Annotated in this window: 14 protein-coding genes; 10 read left to right on the top strand and 4 right to left on the bottom strand. The window is 55.4% G+C overall.

The features are described from left to right. On the bottom strand, window positions 1–1470 hold the full coding sequence (locus ACL2XQ_RS26730) for an MFS transporter (RefSeq protein WP_410012763.1): 1470 nt from the start codon (window positions 1468–1470) through the stop codon (window positions 1–3). A gap of 1287 nt (window positions 1471–2757) precedes the next feature. Here ACL2XQ_RS26730 and ACL2XQ_RS26725 point away from each other — a divergent pair. Beyond that, entirely contained in the window at window positions 2758–3324 is a 567-nt protein-coding gene (locus tag ACL2XQ_RS26725; protein ID WP_413739888.1) for an AAA family ATPase, read from the top strand. 104 nt (window positions 3325–3428) lie between these two features. On the opposite strand, the gene ACL2XQ_RS26720 is transcribed toward ACL2XQ_RS26725, so the two are convergent. Next, window positions 3429–4346: a LysR substrate-binding domain-containing protein gene (locus ACL2XQ_RS26720; protein ID WP_413727418.1), complete on the bottom strand. Its 918-nt coding sequence runs from the start codon at window positions 4344–4346 to the stop codon at window positions 3429–3431. Window positions 4347–4453: 107 nt separating this feature from the next. Between ACL2XQ_RS26720 and ACL2XQ_RS26715 the strand changes: the two genes are divergently transcribed. The 5 genes from ACL2XQ_RS26715 (at window position 4454) to idnR (ending at window position 9932) form a co-directional block, all read left to right on the top strand. Continuing rightward, window positions 4454–5173, top strand: a complete 720-nt coding sequence (locus tag ACL2XQ_RS26715) for a sulfite exporter TauE/SafE family protein (RefSeq protein ID WP_410016663.1) — start codon at window positions 4454–4456, stop codon at window positions 5171–5173. A 407-nt stretch (window positions 5174–5580) separates the two neighbouring features. Beyond that, on the top strand, window positions 5581–6612 hold the full coding sequence (gene idnD, locus ACL2XQ_RS26710) for an L-idonate 5-dehydrogenase (RefSeq protein WP_413727419.1): 1032 nt from the start codon (window positions 5581–5583) through the stop codon (window positions 6610–6612). A 15-nt stretch (window positions 6613–6627) separates the two neighbouring features. After that, complete coding sequence (idnO, locus tag ACL2XQ_RS26705) at window positions 6628–7392, top strand: gluconate 5-dehydrogenase (RefSeq protein WP_410012767.1); 765 nt, start codon at window positions 6628–6630, stop codon at window positions 7390–7392. An 81-nt stretch (window positions 7393–7473) separates the two neighbouring features. After that, entirely contained in the window at window positions 7474–8793 is a 1320-nt protein-coding gene (locus ACL2XQ_RS26700) for a gluconate:H+ symporter (RefSeq protein ID WP_413739887.1), read from the top strand. 146 nt (window positions 8794–8939) lie between these two features. Next, window positions 8940–9932, top strand: coding sequence for a DNA-binding transcriptional regulator IdnR (gene idnR / locus ACL2XQ_RS26695; RefSeq protein ID WP_410012769.1), 993 nt, complete (start codon window positions 8940–8942; stop codon window positions 9930–9932). Between the two features lie 76 nt (window positions 9933–10008). Here the strand turns inward: idnR and fhuE are convergent, their stop codons facing one another. Together fhuE and ACL2XQ_RS26685 are read right to left on the bottom strand one after the other, a co-directional pair. Further along, window positions 10009–12174: a ferric-rhodotorulic acid/ferric-coprogen receptor FhuE gene (gene fhuE / locus ACL2XQ_RS26690; protein WP_413730987.1), complete on the bottom strand. Its 2166-nt coding sequence runs from the start codon at window positions 12172–12174 to the stop codon at window positions 10009–10011. Between the two features lie 306 nt (window positions 12175–12480). Then, entirely contained in the window at window positions 12481–13464 is a 984-nt protein-coding gene (locus ACL2XQ_RS26685; protein ID WP_410012771.1) for a LysR family transcriptional regulator, read from the bottom strand. Window positions 13465–13630: 166 nt separating this feature from the next. Here ACL2XQ_RS26685 and argH point away from each other — a divergent pair, with 166 nt between their 5' ends. From argH to ACL2XQ_RS26665, 4 genes are read left to right on the top strand one after another with little or no spacing between them, the layout of a single operon-like run. Continuing rightward, a complete protein-coding gene (gene argH, locus ACL2XQ_RS26680; RefSeq protein WP_413739886.1) occupies window positions 13631–15070 on the top strand; it encodes an argininosuccinate lyase in 1440 nt (479 codons plus the stop codon). Window positions 15071–15085: 15 nt separating this feature from the next. Then, window positions 15086–15952, top strand: coding sequence for an amino acid ABC transporter permease (locus ACL2XQ_RS26675; protein ID WP_410012773.1), 867 nt, complete (start codon window positions 15086–15088; stop codon window positions 15950–15952). Window positions 15953–15963: 11 nt separating this feature from the next. Next, a complete protein-coding gene (locus ACL2XQ_RS26670) occupies window positions 15964–16728 on the top strand; it encodes an amino acid ABC transporter ATP-binding protein (protein ID WP_413721784.1) in 765 nt (254 codons plus the stop codon). 27 nt (window positions 16729–16755) lie between these two features. Then, window positions 16756–17583, top strand: a complete 828-nt coding sequence (locus ACL2XQ_RS26665; RefSeq protein WP_410012775.1) for an ABC transporter substrate-binding protein — start codon at window positions 16756–16758, stop codon at window positions 17581–17583. Window positions 17584–17622 lie beyond the last annotated feature (39 nt).

The following is a 17622-nucleotide window of genomic DNA, read 5'->3' as shown; positions in this document are numbered from 1 at the left end:
TCAGTCCTCTTTCTTTAGTCCGTTCAACAATTCCGGATGCGTGAATCCCGACATCCCGTGGGAAGTGTCTTGCACATCATTTTCATATTCATTGTCGCCGGCGACATGGCCGAAGACTTCGGGCAGCAGGAATGTCGCGGCCAGAAAAGCCAGGAACGGCGCGATGGCGATAAGCGATGAGGCCAGCGGCACGCCCAGGGTGTCAAACAGCGGCGGGAAGACCAGGGTGGTCAGGAACGCGGTGATTTTTACGATGGTATAGCCGATGCCGGATGCCACGCCGCGGTATTTCGGTTTGGCCACCAGCGATACCACGGTCATGCCGCTTTCCGAATCCCAGTAATGGCCCCACAGCATCAGGGCGGCGCCGCCGGTGATCATCAGATAATTCAGTTTGAATACACCGTAGGCGGCTAACAATATGCCGAAAGTCACCAGCAGGAAGCCGAGCTGGCTTAAGCCGCGATGTCCCAGCCGTTTGAGCAACAGCGGTCCGACAAAGGCCGAAAGCGCCGCCACGCAGTTCACCGCCAGCAGCGCCAGGTTGTTCTGGATCTGGCCGGAAATGCCGATGGTCACCAGGATCAGGGGCAGGTAAAAGGAAAAAGCGTAGTTTTCAAACGACTGGACCGCGCAGGAAATCCAGCCGAACAGCGTGGTGCGGCGCGAAAATTTGCGACTGAACAAATCTTTTAGCGCTTCGCCCATGCTCGGCTGTTGGATAGTGACATCGTGTTCAGGCAGCAGATCGTCCAGCAGTTGCCCATCGCGATCGCCATAGTACTGGCGCGCTGCCTTGCGGGCGTCGACAAACCGGCCCCGTTCCACAAACCAGGCGGGGGTTTCGGGCAGTTCACGGCGCAGCATCAGCAGTATAAAGGCGGGGATGGCGGGTACCGCCAGGACGATGCGCCAAACATGATCGCTATGCACGCCAAGGGCGACCAACAGAGTGACCAGGGAAATCGCCGCGAGGATGCCGAGGGCGAACATAAACTGCCATCGGTTGGCCATCACCTCCCGTTTGCCTTTCGGCATCACCTCCATGATGTAGGTGAAGCCGTTGGCGACATCGGCGCCCACCGGAATGCCGGCGAAGCAGCGGATAATCGCCAGCCAGTAGATATTCGGCGCCAGCCCCTGCAGTATGGCGAACAGCGCAAACATCAGCATTGAGCCGAGGAAGATTTTACGCCTGCCCACCTTGTCCGTTAGCCAGCCGCCCAACATGGCGCCGATAATGGCGCCGAACTGGGTGCCGGCGGCGGTGAATCCCAGCAGCCAGCTGCTCGGATGATAGATATCTTTGAGAGCGTAGATAATAAACGCCATCGAATAGATATCCCATGACTCGATAAGCAGGGCGGTGATCATCAGCCATCCTGCTTTGGTGGATCCGGGAGCCTCCTGCAAATCCAGCCGTTTCTTGGCCATCAGGATCAGCTTGTCGATATTCATATTCTGGTGCATATATACTCCCATTTACCTTGCTTATTGAGGTACACGAGTATTTCGCCGTTCTGTCTGTCCTACTCATCCTTCGTTGATGCCGGCGCTTCCTGTTGGCCGCGCCAGACGCAGCGGCCGGCAACAGGGTCACGCGTTGCTAGGTTTCACCGCATCGCCGGCGATAAAGACCCGTCTATATTGCGTCAGCGCCCGGGCGCCAAATGCCATGACGTGTATCCAATGACATTTAACAGGCTGCTTCGAGTTAGCTTTGGCGACAAAAAAAATACAGGGGAAACAATGCTTAAGCTCACAGGCGCGGCATTGCGCGTTATCCGCCCACCGGCGGCTCTGCCCCACAACCCGCCCCATGGGCCGTCAATACGGGTCCGCCGCCAGGTGAAGACGAAACCGCACCCGTCCCGTTACATCATTAAGCATTTTCAAAACAATGCGTTAACATGCTTGCCTGTATAAAATGAGCACAGGCTTTGCCGCCGGCACGTTTTTTCAGGTAAAGATATTCTTGCTAATTCGAGTTAGCATTTTTACCGAAGATTTTTACCCCGGCAATCATGCCCTGTAAGATTTGTGATAACGTTCACGACAATTTGATTAAGAAACTGAAAAATAATTGATAAATATTTTAGCCTGGGTAGCTTTATGTCATTAAAAATATTCACGTTTTCCGCCACCCGCAAAGGCGGCCGAAATATCTGCGCGGGATTTGGATGCCTGGCAGCCGCCCCGGAATTGCGGCTGGATAAGGGTGGGTGAGGAGATCGCATTGAGGGAAGTGAAGTGCACGTTGATTGGGGCGAATGATCCTCAATCCGCTTTTGCAGGCGCGCCGGCGACAAACGCGCTATGCCGGGCGAGACGTTGTCCCATGGCCTCACTACACTGATTTGGCAAGATTAGGAACAGTTAGGGAACCATTAAGATTCGTTCTGCCACTATACAGTCTCATTCAAGCTTTGGTTCTGTGAGCTATGGGCGGGTTGCATTGGTAGGCTAATGTTGCTGGCCGGGCTTTCGGGTCCGGCGATTTTTACACCCTGCCGGATCCATTTTTGCTCCAATACCCTCATCTATTGACTGGGCGCCGATAATTTAAGCAAGGGGATCCCGGCCGTTAAGGCGATGCCATGCTTTCTGACCGCGGGTGGGCAAGCCTTCCCCCGTGCGCGTCTCTTTCTAAGCCCATACCGGTCATTAATAGCGGGGATCATCAGAGACGTTAACAGGCCAGGATGGCCTTTACCCATGGTGGCTCAACGTTCAAACCTGGCATAATTCTATCGTGGCATGCATATCCAGCAGGCACAGGAAAACATGAATCGACTTGTCGTTATTTCCGGCTGTTCCGGTGGTGGGAAATCCACGTTACTCGCCGAGCTGAAGCGACGCGGCTATACCGTTGTCGAAGAACCCGGCCGGCGCGTCGTGAGCGAAGAGTTGAAACGAGGCGGCCAGGCATTACCCTGGATTGATATGGCGGCGTTCTTACGCAACGTTATCCAACTGTCCATAACCGATTGGACCAGGGCCGGCACCGCAAACGAATGGATATTTTTCGATCGCGGGGTGGTGGACGCGGCGGCCAGCCTAGAGCACATCACGGGTAAGCCTTATTTAAAGCGCTATGGCATTTCTTTGCGCTATCATCACAAGGTTTTTTTAACGCCGCCCTGGGCCGAAATTTATGCCGAAGATCCAGAACGGCGGCATTCTTTTGACGCGGCTTTGGCTGAATACGGCCTGCTGGTCACCGCCTACCCGGCATTGGATTATGACATTTTGGCAATACCAAAAACCAACGTAGCGGATCGGGCCACGTTTGTTCTTGATGCGCTGTCCGGCAACGGAGAATAATACCACCGCCGCACCGCACGCCGCCGGTGAAGTAAACGTTGCCAGCGCCCCGACTATTCCATTGTTGCCGGCATTCCTGACCCCGTATCCGGCACGGCATTCGCTCAGACTGTTGTGTTTGCGTCGTTATCGCCATCGGCATTTAGCGCTTTCCCCTGCACCACCAGCCACTGCTCAAACGCTTGGTGCAATACGGTTTTTTGCACGCTCACCGGCGTTAAGGCCTGGTATTGACAGGGGGCAACGGTAAATTGCGGAAACAGCGGGACAAGACGGCCATGCATTATCTCCGCCGACAGCGTGTTGACCGGCCCCAATCCCACCCCGATCCCTTCCAGCATCGCCTGCAGGGAAACGTGGAAATGGTCGTAACGGCGAAATAAGCTCGCGGGTGTTTTTCGCAGGCCGGCCGCCGCCAGCCACAGATTCCACTGTCCAGGCCTTGTCAGGGTTTCAATGCGGGGACAGGCGAGGACGTCCTCAGGCAGGCGGAGCGGATAACGCTTAAGCAGCGCGGGGGAGGCCATCAGGCAATGCTGATCTTGCAAAAACGCGATCGCGGAATACTCCGCTACGCTAATATCACGCCGGATCAACAGGTCATAGTGCCCGATAATGTGCAATTGCTCGGTATTGGCCGTGGAAATCTGCAAATTTGCCTGGGGAAAGCGCGTATAAAAATCATCGAGGCGGGGCAGCAGCCATTTCAGGCACAGTGTGGTCGGCACGCTGACATTAAAGACATTATTACGTCCACCGTTGCCGTAGCGCAGGGCGATGTCGGACAGGTTATCAAACGCGCTCCCCAGCTCCCGGGCCAGCGTCAGGGCGTAAGGCGTCGGCACGCGTCGCTGGCCTTCCCGGCTGAATAAATTAACGCCGAACCATTTTTCAACCACCTGCATATGGCGGCTGACCGCCCCATGGGTAATACATAATTCTTTGGCGGCGGCGGTATAGCTGCCGGCATGGCATGCAACCAAAAATGCCCGTAATGCCGCCAGGGGTGGGAGTGAATGCATAACCAGTCCTTTTTTATCACTATTGCGTGATATTTTATCACGAGCCATTCCATTTCTGATCGCTATCATCATGGTTACTACCCCCTGAAAAAGGACGTGCCGGCGTGATGTATCTGATCATTGTCATTATTGGAATAGCGGCCGGCATCATCAGCGGCATGGTGGGCACAGGCGCTTCCATCATGCTGTTGCCGGCGCTGGCGTATACCTTTGGTCCCAAGGCCGCGGTTCCCATCATGGCCATCGCCGCCATTATGGGTAATGTTTCGCGTGTGCTTATGTGGCGCAGGGACATCAATATCAGGGCCTTTCTGTGGTATTCCCTGCCGGGTATCCCCGCCGCCGTCCTGGGCGCCAATACGCTGTGGCTGATGCCTGCGCCCCTCTCCAACTTCTGCATCGGCCTGTTTTTCTTCCTGCTGATCCCGGCGCGCCACTGGGCCAATGCCCGGGCAATAACGCTCAACCCCATGCAACTGGCGCTGGCGGGCGCACTGGTCGGTTACCTCACCGGGGTGGTTTTCTCCACGGGCCCGCTGACCATCCCCCTTTTTGCCGGGTATGGGCTGACAAAAGGCGCGCTGCTGTCGACGGAAGCGGCCGCCTCCTTTGCTATCTACCTTGCCAAGGCATCGGCGTTCGGGGCCATCGGCGCCCTGCCGCGGTCCGTCGTTATCAGTGGCCTGATGGTAGGCGGTACGCTGGTTGCCGGCATGTACATCGGTAAAATATTCTTGGTGAAAATGGCTGAAAAAACCTTTAACCGCCTGATTGACGCCATGATGCTGGTGGCGGGCGCCTCAATGATTTGGGACGCGCTTAATTGATAAATGATTCCCTGCGGAATATAACGCGCTATAAAATCCATAAAAATAAAAAATAGAACCCAATGGCCAAGCATACATAAAGCCAGCACCGGCAACCGACAATGCCTGGACAGGCGGCGGCGGTAACTATCGCCTGTTTATCAGAGGCGTACTCTCGCGATCCGTAATAATGAGGGATAGCAAATACCTAATAACATAATTAGCATCTATTTAGCGGCCAATTTACCATACCGGGTTATTCACATTATTTCTTGTTCATTTTGAACGGAGGTTGCTTTTTATTAAGTCAATCACGTTATGCGTTACATCATTTTCGTTACATCATTTTTAAGTGACATCCATCACAGTTTTGCACATCCATAGCCGTTTAACTGCACCTCAACGACATTACCGTTGAGGAAATAAAAATGAACGTTGATACCCAGTCTTGCGTGGTTACCGGAAAAAAAGCCGTTGCCGTGGTGGCGCAAAACGTAGAATATTCCGGCCAGGGGACCTTGGTTAAAATATCCCGCGGCGGGATTTGCGGATCCGATCTGCATTATTACCAGGAGGGTGCGGTCGGAAATTTCAAAGTGCGCCAGCCCATGATTCTGGGGCACGAAGTTATCGGCCATGTGGTAAAAAGCGATGCCCCGGGGTTATCCGTTAACCAGAGCGTGGCCATTAACCCCAGCAAGCCCTGTAAACAGTGTAAATATTGCCTGTCCGGTGAGGAAAATCAATGTATTAATATGCGCTTTTTCGGCAGCGCCATGTATTTCCCGCATGTGGATGGCGGATTCACGCAATTTAAAGTCGTGGATACGGAACAATGCATCCCCTTTGACAATGCCCTCGATGAACGCGTCATGGCTTTTGCCGAACCGCTGGCGGTGGCCATTCACGCCGTGAATCAGGCCGGGGACGTTAAGGGTAAAACCGTTTTTGTCTCCGGCGTCGGGCCTATCGGCAGCTTGCTGGTGGCGGCCGCCAAGGCCTCGGGCGCGCGGGAAATCATCTGCGCCGACCTGAGCCAGCGTTGCCTGGATATCGCCGCCCAAATGGGCGCCACCAAAACCCTGCATGCGGCGGCCGGTGATTTCTCCGCGTATGCCGATCAAAAAGGCTACTTCGATATCGCGTTCGAAGCCTCGGGCCATCCCCAGTCCATTACGCGCTGCCTGGAATTAACCCGGGCCAGGGGTACCTTAGTCCAGGTCGGCATGGGCGGCGTGACGCCGGAGTTCCCCATGATGATGGTCATAGCCAAGGAAATCAGGCTGGTGGGGAGTTTTCGTTTCACCACCGAATTTAATACCGCCGTGGCCTGGCTGGGCAACGGCACCATCGACCCGCTGCCGTTGTTATCCGGTGAATATCCGCAGGCCGAACTTGAACAGGCGTTGATCTTCGCGGCGGACAAATCGTTAGCGTCAAAAGTACAGTTGGTTTTTTGAAAATAGGGATCCAAAATGAACGATATTTTTTCATTAAAAAATAAAAAAGCGCTGATTACCGGCTCCGCCCAAGGCATTGGTTTTTTATTGGCCAACGGACTGGCGCAATCGGGTGCGGAAATCATCATCAATGATATTACCGCCGCCCGCGCGGAAAAAGCGGCGCAGCAGTTACGGGACCAAGGGTATACCGCTTATTCTGTCGCATTTGATGTGACGAAAAGCCAGGCCGTTAATAGCGCTATTGAGCAAATTGAGTCCGATATCGGCCCTATTGATATTTTGATTAACAATGCCGGCATCCAGCGACGCCATCCGTTTACCGAATTTCCTGAGAAAGACTGGAACGATATTATCGCGGTAAATCAAACGGCGGTATTTTTGGTTTCACAAGCGGTTGCCCGTAACATGATCAAACGCAACCGGGGTAAAATCATCAATATTTGCTCCATGCAAAGCGAACTCGGCCGTGACACCATTACCCCCTATGCGGCGTCAAAGGGCGCGGTTAAAATGCTGACCCGCGGCATGTGTGTGGAACTGGCCCGTTATAATATTCAGGTTAACGGCATCGCCCCCGGCTATTTTAATACCGAAATGACCAAGGCCCTGGTCGATAACCAGGAATTCACCGCCTGGCTGACCAAACGCACCCCGGCCGCCCGCTGGGGAGACCCGCAGGAACTCATCGGCGCCGCGGTATTCCTGGCGGCGAAAGCCTCTGATTTTGTCAACGGTCACCTGATCTTTGTTGACGGCGGTATGTTGGCGGCAGTCTGAAAGTAAAAAAAATAACGAATAATAAATAAATGACGGGAGCCGCCCGCGGGCGACTTTTCGTCATTAGCATGGGGATTGGATATGCCGATTATAATTATTGCATTGGGGGTAATATTACTCCTGATATTGATGATCAAATTTAAAGTCAATGGTTTTATCGCCCTGGTGTTTGTGGCGGCGGTGGTGGGTATCGCCGAGGGCATGAAACCGCTGACGGTCATGCACTCGATTCAAAACGGTATTGGCGGCACCTTGGGTGGTTTGGCGATGATCCTGGGATTCGGCGCCATGCTCGGACGCCTGATCTCCGATACCGGCGCCGCCCAGCGCATCGCCACGACGCTGATACAGTTTTTTGGCAAACAACGCATCCAGTGGGCGCTGGTGATAACCGGGCTGGTGGTCGGCCTGGCAATGTTCTATGAAGTCGGTTTCGTCCTCTTGTTGCCGTTGGTATTTACCATTGTGGCCGCCTCGGGGCTGCCTTTGCTGTATGTGGGCATTCCGATGGTTGCCGCCCTGTCGGTGACCCACTGCTTTTTGCCGCCGCATCCCGGCCCTACCGCTATCGCCATCATTTTTAACGCCAACCTGGGCACCACGCTGATTTATGGCCTGATCATCGCTATTCCGACCGTCATTATCGCCGGCCCCCTTTTTTCCAAGCTGCTGAAAAAATTTGAAAAAGAACCGCCGGCGGGATTATTCAACCCAAAAATTTTTACCGAACAGGAAATGCCCGGTTTTGCCGTCAGCGTGACCGTGGCCATTATCCCGGTCATTCTGATGGCATTGGCCGCCATCGCCGATATGACCATGGCGAAAGACGACGGCGTGCGTCTGTTGCTGGAATTTATCGGTAATCCCGCCGTGGCGCTATTTGCCGCCATCGTACTGGGTATTTTTACTCTCGGCCTGCGCAGCGGGCGCCAGATCGGCCAGGTGATGGATATCCTGGGCGATTCCATTGCCGCCATCGCCATGATCATCTTTATTATCGCCGGCGGCGGCGCCTTTAAACAGGTATTGGTGGACAGCGGCGTCGGTGATTTTATCGCCAATATCATGCGCGGCACGTCGCTGTCGCCGCTTGTCATGTGCTGGTGCGTCGCGGCGTTATTGCGCATCGCGCTGGGGTCGGCCACCGTGGCGGCGATCACCACCTCGGGCATTGTTTTGCCGATTATCGCCGTCACCCATGCCGACCCGGCGCTTATGGTGCTGGCGACCGGCGCGGGCAGCGTGATCGCATCCCATGTCAACGACCCGGGTTTTTGGCTGTTTAAGGGGTATTTTAACCTGAGCGTGGCTGAAACCTTGAAAACCTGGACGGTCATGGAAACACTGATCTCGTTTATCGGATTAGCCGGTGTACTATTGCTCAATATGATTATCCATTAGTTGGCGCACTGAAAATAATTGATAAGGGAGGCCGGGGATATGCACCAGACGCGCCCAGTCCGACAGAACGCCTGGAGCGTCGCGCGAAAAACTATCCCCGGTCTGCCGGCCATGGCTGCCGGACCGGGATCATCAGAGAGGGTGGAATGAAAAAATACCGGGTCAGCATGCAAGACATCGCCACCTTTGCCGGCGTCACCAAAACCACGGTCAGCCGTTATCTGCGCACGCCGGAAAAAGTTGCCAAGGCGACCGGGACCAAAATAGCCGGTATTATCGAAGAGTTGAATTATATTCCAAACAGGGCGCCGGAGATGATGCTGAATTCCATCAGCCACTCCATCGGCATCCTGGTGCCGTCGTTTAATAATCAGGTATTTTCCGACGTGCTGGCCGGTATCGAGTCCGTAACCTCGGTTAATAATTACCAGACATTAATCGCCAATTATAATTACAGCAAGGAAACGGAAGAGCAGCAGATTGTTAATCTGCTTTCCTACAGCATCGACGGCATTATTTTGATGGAAAAAGAACATACCCTGCGCAGTATAAAAAGCCTGCTGGCCGCTAAAATCCCCGTTGTTGAAGTGATGGATACCCGTGAGGAATTTATGGATATCCAGGTGGGCTATGATAACCAGGAAGCGGCTTTCGATATGATGTCGACCATGCTGGCCAGCGGCAAACGCCGGGTTGTCTATCTTGGTTCGCGGGATGATTTACGCGACCGCCAGCGCTACCAGGGGTATGCCCAGGCGATGAAGTCTTACGATTTAACCCCGCTGATGCTCACCGCCAATGAAATATCCTCGTTTTCCCTCGGCGCCGATATTTTTAACCAGGCGCTAAAACGCTTCCCCGATCTGGACGGCCTGTTTTGCACCAATGACGACATCGCCGTGGGCGCGCTGCTGGAATGCCTGCGGCAAAATATCCCCGTCCCCGGCGATATCGCCATCGCCGGTTTCCATGGGCTGGATATCGGCCGGGCCATAACCCCCCGCCTGGCAAGCGTTATTACCCCGCGTATCGGCATGGGAAAATGCGCGGCGGAAATGGTTCTGAAAAAAATCCGCCATGAAGATGTCAATTACTCTATTGACTTAGGCTATCAGATTTTTAAAGGAGGTACGATTTGACGCCGCTGTTAAAACAGCGGGTTAACGGGTATGGATGCCAGAGGACCAGGCGGGATATCTCCCGCCTGGTCTGAGATCAGAAGGTGTAACCCACCGTTACCGACATATTGCGCGGCGCGCCATATACCGCGTAAGGACCGAGGTAGTCATAGTACTCTTTGTCGAACAGGTTGTTGATATTGGCCTGCACCGAAAGCTGGCGGGTAACCTGGTAGCGGCTGAACAGGCTGACCAGCGCGTAGCTGCCCTGGTCGGCGCGCATCGTACCCTGCGGGCCGGCGGCATCCTGCCAGGTATGGTTCTGCCAGTTTACGCCGCCGCCCACCGCCAGATCGGGCAGCATCGGCAGTTGATAACGGGTAAACAATTTCAGCGAGGTGCGCGGCAGTTCGGCGTTGATGGCGTTGCCGTCCTGATCGTCGGCCACATAACGCGCGCCGCCAAAAGTGACTTGCCAGTTGTCGGTTACCGCGCCGTTAAGTTCGAACTCGACGCCTTTGCTGACGGTGCCGTCGACGCCGCGATAGGCCATTTCCGTCGTACCGGGAATATAGGTGCCTTCGCTTTGCGCCACATTATCCTGCTCGATACGGAAAATCGCCAAAGACGCGGTCAGGCGGCTGTTGTACCAGTCGCCTTTCAGGCCGGCTTCATAGTTTTTACCCGTCGTCGGGTCCAGATAGTTTTTACTGGCGTCCCGGTAGGTCTGCGGCTGGAAGATGGCGGTATAGCTGGTATAAGCGGACCAGGTGTCGTTGATATCATAAATCAGGCCGGCGTAGGGCGTGACGTCGTCTTTATCGCTGGTGGCGGTCGAGCCATTGGCGCGCCAGTCGGTGTAGCGCGCCCCGACGATCAGGTGCAGCGGATCGGCTAGCGAAAAACGGGCCGCGGTATAGACCGATTTTTGCCGGATGGTGTCGTTGGAATAATCAACCCATGGACTCCAGTCCGCATCGGCGATATGGCCGTTCCAATTGTTATAATTGCCGATATCGGACTCGGTAATGGTGGCCTGGGAGTTAAAAAAATGATTATTTTGTTTGCTGTAGCTGGCGCCGGCCACCAGCTCATGCTGTCGGCCCAGCAGCTCAAAGGGTCCCGTGGCGTAGGTATCGACGGAATCCAGCTTACGTTTGCCTTTATTCCAGCCGCCGTAGGCGGAAACGCCCTCGCCGGTGTCCTTATCCGGGAAACCGTCGGCATACATCAGCTTGGAGTCGAAATCGGTTTCGGCATGGGTGCCGTTGACGCGCAGCTGCCAGCCGTTGGCAAAGCGCTGGGTCAGATCGGCAAAGACTTTTTTCGACTCATGGCTGGAGTAGCTCCAGTCCGGCGCCGGATTAAAGCTGCGGTCAAAATGCGTGCGGCTGCCATCGCTGTACCAGGTCGGCAACCCGCCCCAGGTGGGATTGCTGGTATCGCTTTCCTGATAATCATAACCCAATGATAGCGTGGTGGAATCCGTCAGGTCGGCGTCAATAACGCCATAAATGAATTTTTTGCGGTTATGATAGCGATCAAGCCAGGTATCGTTATCCTGGTAGCCGGCAATAACGCGGCCGCGCACGTTGCCTGATTCCGTCAGCGGCGCGGAAAGATCGGCTACCATCCGTTGCTTATCCCACGTGCCGTAAGTGCCGGAAACAGAGCCTTGGAATTCGCGGCTATCGGCACGTTTGCGCACCATATTGATAGCGGCGGAGGGATTGCCCGATCCGGTCAGGAGCCCCGTTGCGCCGCGCACTACTTCGATACGATCATAAATAGCGGTATCCGAACCGGCGTCGCCGAAGTTCCAAACGTCGCTCAGGGTGGTGGGAATATCATCATAAAGAAAATTGTTGATGAAAAAACCGCGGGAATAATACGTTGAACGATCGGAGTCGATATTATTGGCGGTTATGCCCGTGGTATTGGTCAGCACCTCGCCCACGGTTTGCAGGTCTTGATCCTGCATGCGCTGTTTGCTGATGATGCTGACGGACTGAGGAATATCACGCGGCACCAGCAGCATTTTTGTTCCGGCGCGGGTGACCGGCACACTGTAATCTTGCCGGGCGGCATCGGTTGCGCCGCTTGCCTGGGCATTGACCACCATCGTTTCATCAGAAGACGCTTTTTCGCCGGCCGGCTCATCCGCCCATGCCGGATTGACAAAGGATGAAATCAACGTGGCAATAAGGGACAAAGAGCATGTCCAGCCTGAATGAGTTACCCGTTGCCCCGCGCTACGTTTCATTACCCCTGGCACTGCCGACATTCTCTTTCTCCACAAGACCGTTGTTTTGTTAAATCAATGAGTTGACCGCTATTTTTATGATTCTTTCCCGCCCCCGCGCAGCCTGATGAGTCTGGCATAGAAGGGCGCGTAAAGAAGATAATGAGAATACTACTCATTAGCTTTACATATGTAAATAAATTTAACCAATGTCAGTTCGGCGGGCGGAATCGGTAAGGTGACTGGCGCTGCGGGATATTCTCCAAGTGGGTGATAAATCTTTTAAGCGATTGCCCAGGGGTGGTGCAATGCCGCGGGGCCGGTGCATTATTCTGCCCCGGTATGATCCGCCGGGGCGATGGCGGCATTTTTAAGCGCATCACGAAATAACTTCACCACGGAATTTAACGCCGCGCCTCTTTTTACCACCAGATTAAACGGCGTGGTCACCGAGATATTCTCCGGTTTGAGCGCTTTGATTTTTCCTTCGCGCTCATAGCGGCTGATATAATGTGCGGGCAAAAATCCGACATAATTACCGGTAAGGATAAGCATGGTAACCGCTTCGACCTGTACCGCCACGGCGTTGGAAGAGGAAAAATGAAGCCCGGGATTTTGATGGCCATGATTGGTGTAGAAATGCCTGATTAAACTGGCGCTGGCAATACGCTCATTGGTTAATGCGTTAGGCGCCAAAGAAAACAGCTCATGCCGGTTTGAACAGCAAAGATAGGCTATTTCATGATAAAGGAAGAAATAATCAAAATCGGGTTTTTCCTGGTAGACGGGTATTATGCCACAGGTGAAACGGCCGTCGATAACGCCGCGCTCGATTTCCTCAAGCTGGGTGGCATGGAGACGCACGCTGACCTTGGGCGCCTGGCGGTGTATCTCGCTTAGCGCCCCCACCACCGGTGACTGCGCGTCGGTGATGGTATTATCGATAATGCCGATATTTAATTCACCGAATATTTCATGGCGGGCATGGTTTAACGTATCCCGGAACTGATTTATCGATGAGAACAAATCAAGGCACGCCAGATAAGCCACTTTGCCATGCTCGGTAAGATAAAACCCTTCACGTCCCCGGGTGCACAGTTTCATGCCGAAACGGATTTCAAGATCAGATATTTGTTTACTTATCGCCGCCAGTCCGATATTTAATTCATTGCAGGCCGCGGTAAATCCTCCGGCCTCAACTACCGTTTTGAATACCCGCAAAAGCTTTAAATCGGCAACGCCAATGTTCTGCTGATTAATATCACTTTTGACTGGCGACGTGTTTCCAAATTTGGAAAGTGGACTTTCCATAATAACTATTTACCCCCACGCCCTCGTTCTCCATTATCAATTTAACAGCCTCTTTTATCTCATTTCGCCATGGCCAGCGGATGTTTGTCCTCTTTTCTTCCGGTCTTCATCACCGACCGCGGATAAAGCAAAGATTGCAACATCCATGCCATGAAAGGAGCATGCCATGCCACAACCGGTAGAACGTTTATGGGGAGCACGCTTCAAAAGCGGCCCCGCCGCCGCGCTCAGCGCGCTGTCGCGCAGCCCCGACGCCTATTTTGCCCTCACCGCCTACGACCTGGAAGGCTGCCGCGCCCATGCTTACGAATTGCAGCGCGCCGGGCTGCTGGACGCGCGGGAAACCGACTTGATGGTGGCGGCCATCGGGCAATTGGCCGATGACCACCGCCAGGGCCGTATCCAGCCCAGTATTGATGATGAGGATGTGCATACCTTTATTGAGCGCATGCTGACCGAGCGGCTGGGGGAACTGGGCGGTAAACTGCGCGCCGGCCGGTCCCGCAATGACCAGACCGCCAACGATTTGCGCCTTTACCTGCGCGATAACGCGCGGAAAATCGTCCTCGCCCTGCTGGGATTGCAAACGGCGCTGGTGCAGCAGGCGCAGCAGCATATCAACAGCATCGCCCCCGGCTTTACCCACCTGCAGCAGGCCCAGCCCATCGTGTTCGGTCATCAGCTCCTGGCCCATGCCCAATCGTTTGCCCGCGACGTCGAGCGCTTGCAGGACTGGGATAAACGTTGCGCGCTGTCCCCCCTGGGCGCCGCCGCCATGGCCGGTTCGGCGATTGCCATGCACCCCGAGCTGTCGGCGCGGGATCTGGGTTACGACGGCCCCTGCGAAAATTCCATCGACGCGGTGGCCAGCCGCGATCATGTGGCGGAATTTCTGTTTGCCGGCGGCATGCTCGGCGTCAATCTCTCCAGGCTGTGCGAAGAGGTCTGCCTGTGGGCCTCGCGCCAGTTCCGCTGGGTATCGCTGCATGATGCGTACGCCACCGGCAGTTCCATTATGCCGCAGAAAAAAAACCCCGATATCGCCGAGCTGACCCGCGGCAAAAGCGGGCGCTTAATCGGCAACGTGACGGCGATGCTGGCCACCATGAAAAGCCTGCCGCTGTCCTATAACCGCGATCTGATCGAAGACAAGCGCAATGCCATGGATACGGTTGAACAGCTGTTATTGGTTCTGCCGGCCATGGCCGGCATGATCGAGACCCTGGTCGTCGACCGCGAACGACTTCTGCAGCAGGCGCCGGAGGGCTTTACCCTGGCCACCGAGGTGGCGGACTGGCTGTCCCGCCGGGGTGTGCCGTTTAAAGAAGCCCATGAAATCACCGGCCGGCTGGTACAGCTGTGCGAACAGCAACAACTGGCGTTGCACCAGCTCAGCGACGAACAGCTGGCCGGGGTGGATGCCCGCCTGACCGGCGAGGTGCGCCAGTGCCTGACCCTGGAGGCGGCTATCAACGCGCGTTGCGCCTGGGGCGGAACCGCGCCGGTCCGCGTAGCCGAACAAATCGCCCGGCTACGCCTGAAACTGGCGGCCCAGGCCGCCTGGGTGACCAGCTATGCCGGTCTGACGTTAACCTCTGTTGAATAACCGGCGGGAGTGGCTATGAACGAACAGCGCTATCCTGGCGGCGACCCGTCCGCCAGGATCGATCTCAGCGAATATCAGCACGTGCCGCAGCGCTATTATGGCCGGATTTTCTCCTCGGTGATTATTCTGGCGCTGCTGGCGTTGCTGATCAATGCCTTCGCCCACGGCAACATCGAGTGGCGCTTCGTCGGCCAGTTCCTGACCGCCAAAGCCATTCTGTTCGGCCTGGGCAATACTATCGTGATGTCTGTCCTGGCGATGCTGCTGGGCGTCATCTTCGGCGTCGTTATCGCGGTGATGCGCATGTCGCAAAACCCGGTGCTGCGCGCCGTCGCTATCGGCTACACCTGGATTTTCCGCGGTACCCCGTTGATATTGCAATTACTGCTGTGGTTCAACCTGGCGCTGATCTTCCCGGTCATGGGCATTCCCGGGCTATTCAGCGTTCACACCGTCGATATCATGACGCCGTTTATGGCCGCGCTGCTCGGCCTGAGCATCAATCAGGGCGCCTATACCTCGGAAGTGGTGCGCGCCGGCCTGCTGTCGGTGGACCAGGGCCAGTATGAAGCCGCTAAAACCATTGGCATGACCCGCCTGCATGCCCTGCGGCGCATTATTTTACCCCAGGCGATGCGGGTGATTATCCCCCCCATCGGCAACGAATTTATCAGCATGGTGAAGACCACCAGCCTGGCCAGCATGATCCAGTATTCCGAGCTGCTGTATAACGCCCAGACCATCTATTTCGCCAACGCCCGGGTAATGGAACTGCTGTTTGTCGCCGGCATTTGGTATCTGGTGGCGGTGACTCTGCTGTCGCTTGGACAGGTGCGTCTGGAACGGTATTTCGGCCGTGGCACCCGGCGCCGCGATCGCTAACGGGAGGACCGATGAAAAACATCATCAACGCCGTCAATGTGAATAAGTATTTCGACCAATTTCAGGCCCTTAAGAACATTAACCTGTCTGTAGACCACGGCGAGGTCATGTGCGTTATCGGCCCTTCCGGCTCGGGGAAAAGCACGTTTTTACGCTGTATCAACCAGCTGGAGCGCATCGACAGCGGCGGCATATGGGTGGATGACGAGCTGGTGGGCTACCGCATCGTGGGTAAAAAGCTCTATCCGCTCAATGACCGTCAGGTGGCCCGCCAGCGCCTGAAGACCGGCATGGTATTCCAGCGCTTTAACCTGTTTCCCGATAAAACCGCCCTGGAAAATATTATCGAGGGGCCGACGCAGGTGCTGCTGCGGCCGGCAAAAGAAGCCACCGAGGAAGCCATGGCGCTGCTGGACAGGGTGGGGCTGGCCCACAAGCGCGACGCCTATCCGCTGGAACTGTCCGGCGGACAGCAGCAGCGGGTGGCGATTGCCCGCGCGCTGGCCATGAAACCCAAGCTGATGCTGTTTGACGAACCCACCTCCGCGCTGGATCCGGAGATGGTGGGCGAGGTGCTGGCGGTGATGCGCGGCCTCGCCGCCGAGGGAATGACGATGATCGTGGTCACCCATGAGTTGGGTTTTGCCCGGGAAGTAGCCAACCGCGTGGTCTTTATGGATGAAGGCGGGATCATTGAGAGTGGTAATCCGGAAGATGTTTTGCTCCATCCCCAGAATCCGCGGACCCAGAATTTTATCTCTGCCGTCCTGATTTAAACATCATTACATAATGAGAACCTGATCATGAAAAAAACGCTGTTGTCCTTGTTAACCGCCGGCGTGTTGCTCAATACGGCGGCCGGCATCACGACTGCCGGTGCCGCGGAACTGACGCAAAAAGACGAAATCAAAGTGGCCATGATGCCTAACTATCCGCCGCTGGAATTCAAGGATCCCGCCACCGGCGAGCTGACCGGCATGGATTACGATCTGGGCATGGAGATCGGCAAACGCCTGAACCGCAAAATCAACTGGCAGGAAATCGGCTTTGAACAAATGGTCAATGCGGTGGCGACCAAGCGCATCGATATGATCCTCTCCGGCATGACCGATACCAAAGCCCGCCAGCCCATAGCGACCTTCGTGGATTATTACCACAGCGGGCCGCAGTTCTACACCACCGTCGCCCACAGTGAAATAAACCAGATGCTGGATCTGTGCGGCAAGAAGGTCGGCACCAGCCGGCGCACCACCTTCCCGGCGGAAATTGCCGCCTGGAGCCAGGCCAACTGCGAGGCCGCCGGTAAACCGGCCATCGTGGTGGTGGGCGCGGAAGGCACTGCCGATGCCCGTACCCAGCTGCGCCAGGGCCGCATCGACGGCGTGGTGCAGGGCAGCGAAACCCTGCCGTATATCATGAACCTGGAGAAAAATACCTATAAACCGCTGGGCAAGGCGTTTGCCTACCAGGTCACCGGCATGGGCATCGCCAAGGACGACAGCGCCCTTATCGACGGGGTGAAATCGGCCCTGACCGCGATGATTGCCGACGGCACCTACATGAAAATACTGACGAAATGGGGCATGCAGGACGGCGCGGTAACCGAGGTCACCATCAACGGCGGCAAATAACCGGTCGTGGTTTTACCGCGTGGACGGTTTGCGGCCGCG

This window comes from Sodalis sp. RH14 (assembly GCF_047324285.1).
Lineage (GTDB): Bacteria > Pseudomonadota > Gammaproteobacteria > Enterobacterales > Enterobacteriaceae > Acerihabitans.
The sequence above is the reverse complement of the archived record's forward strand: the minus strand, read 5'-3'. Positions and strand labels throughout refer to the sequence as shown.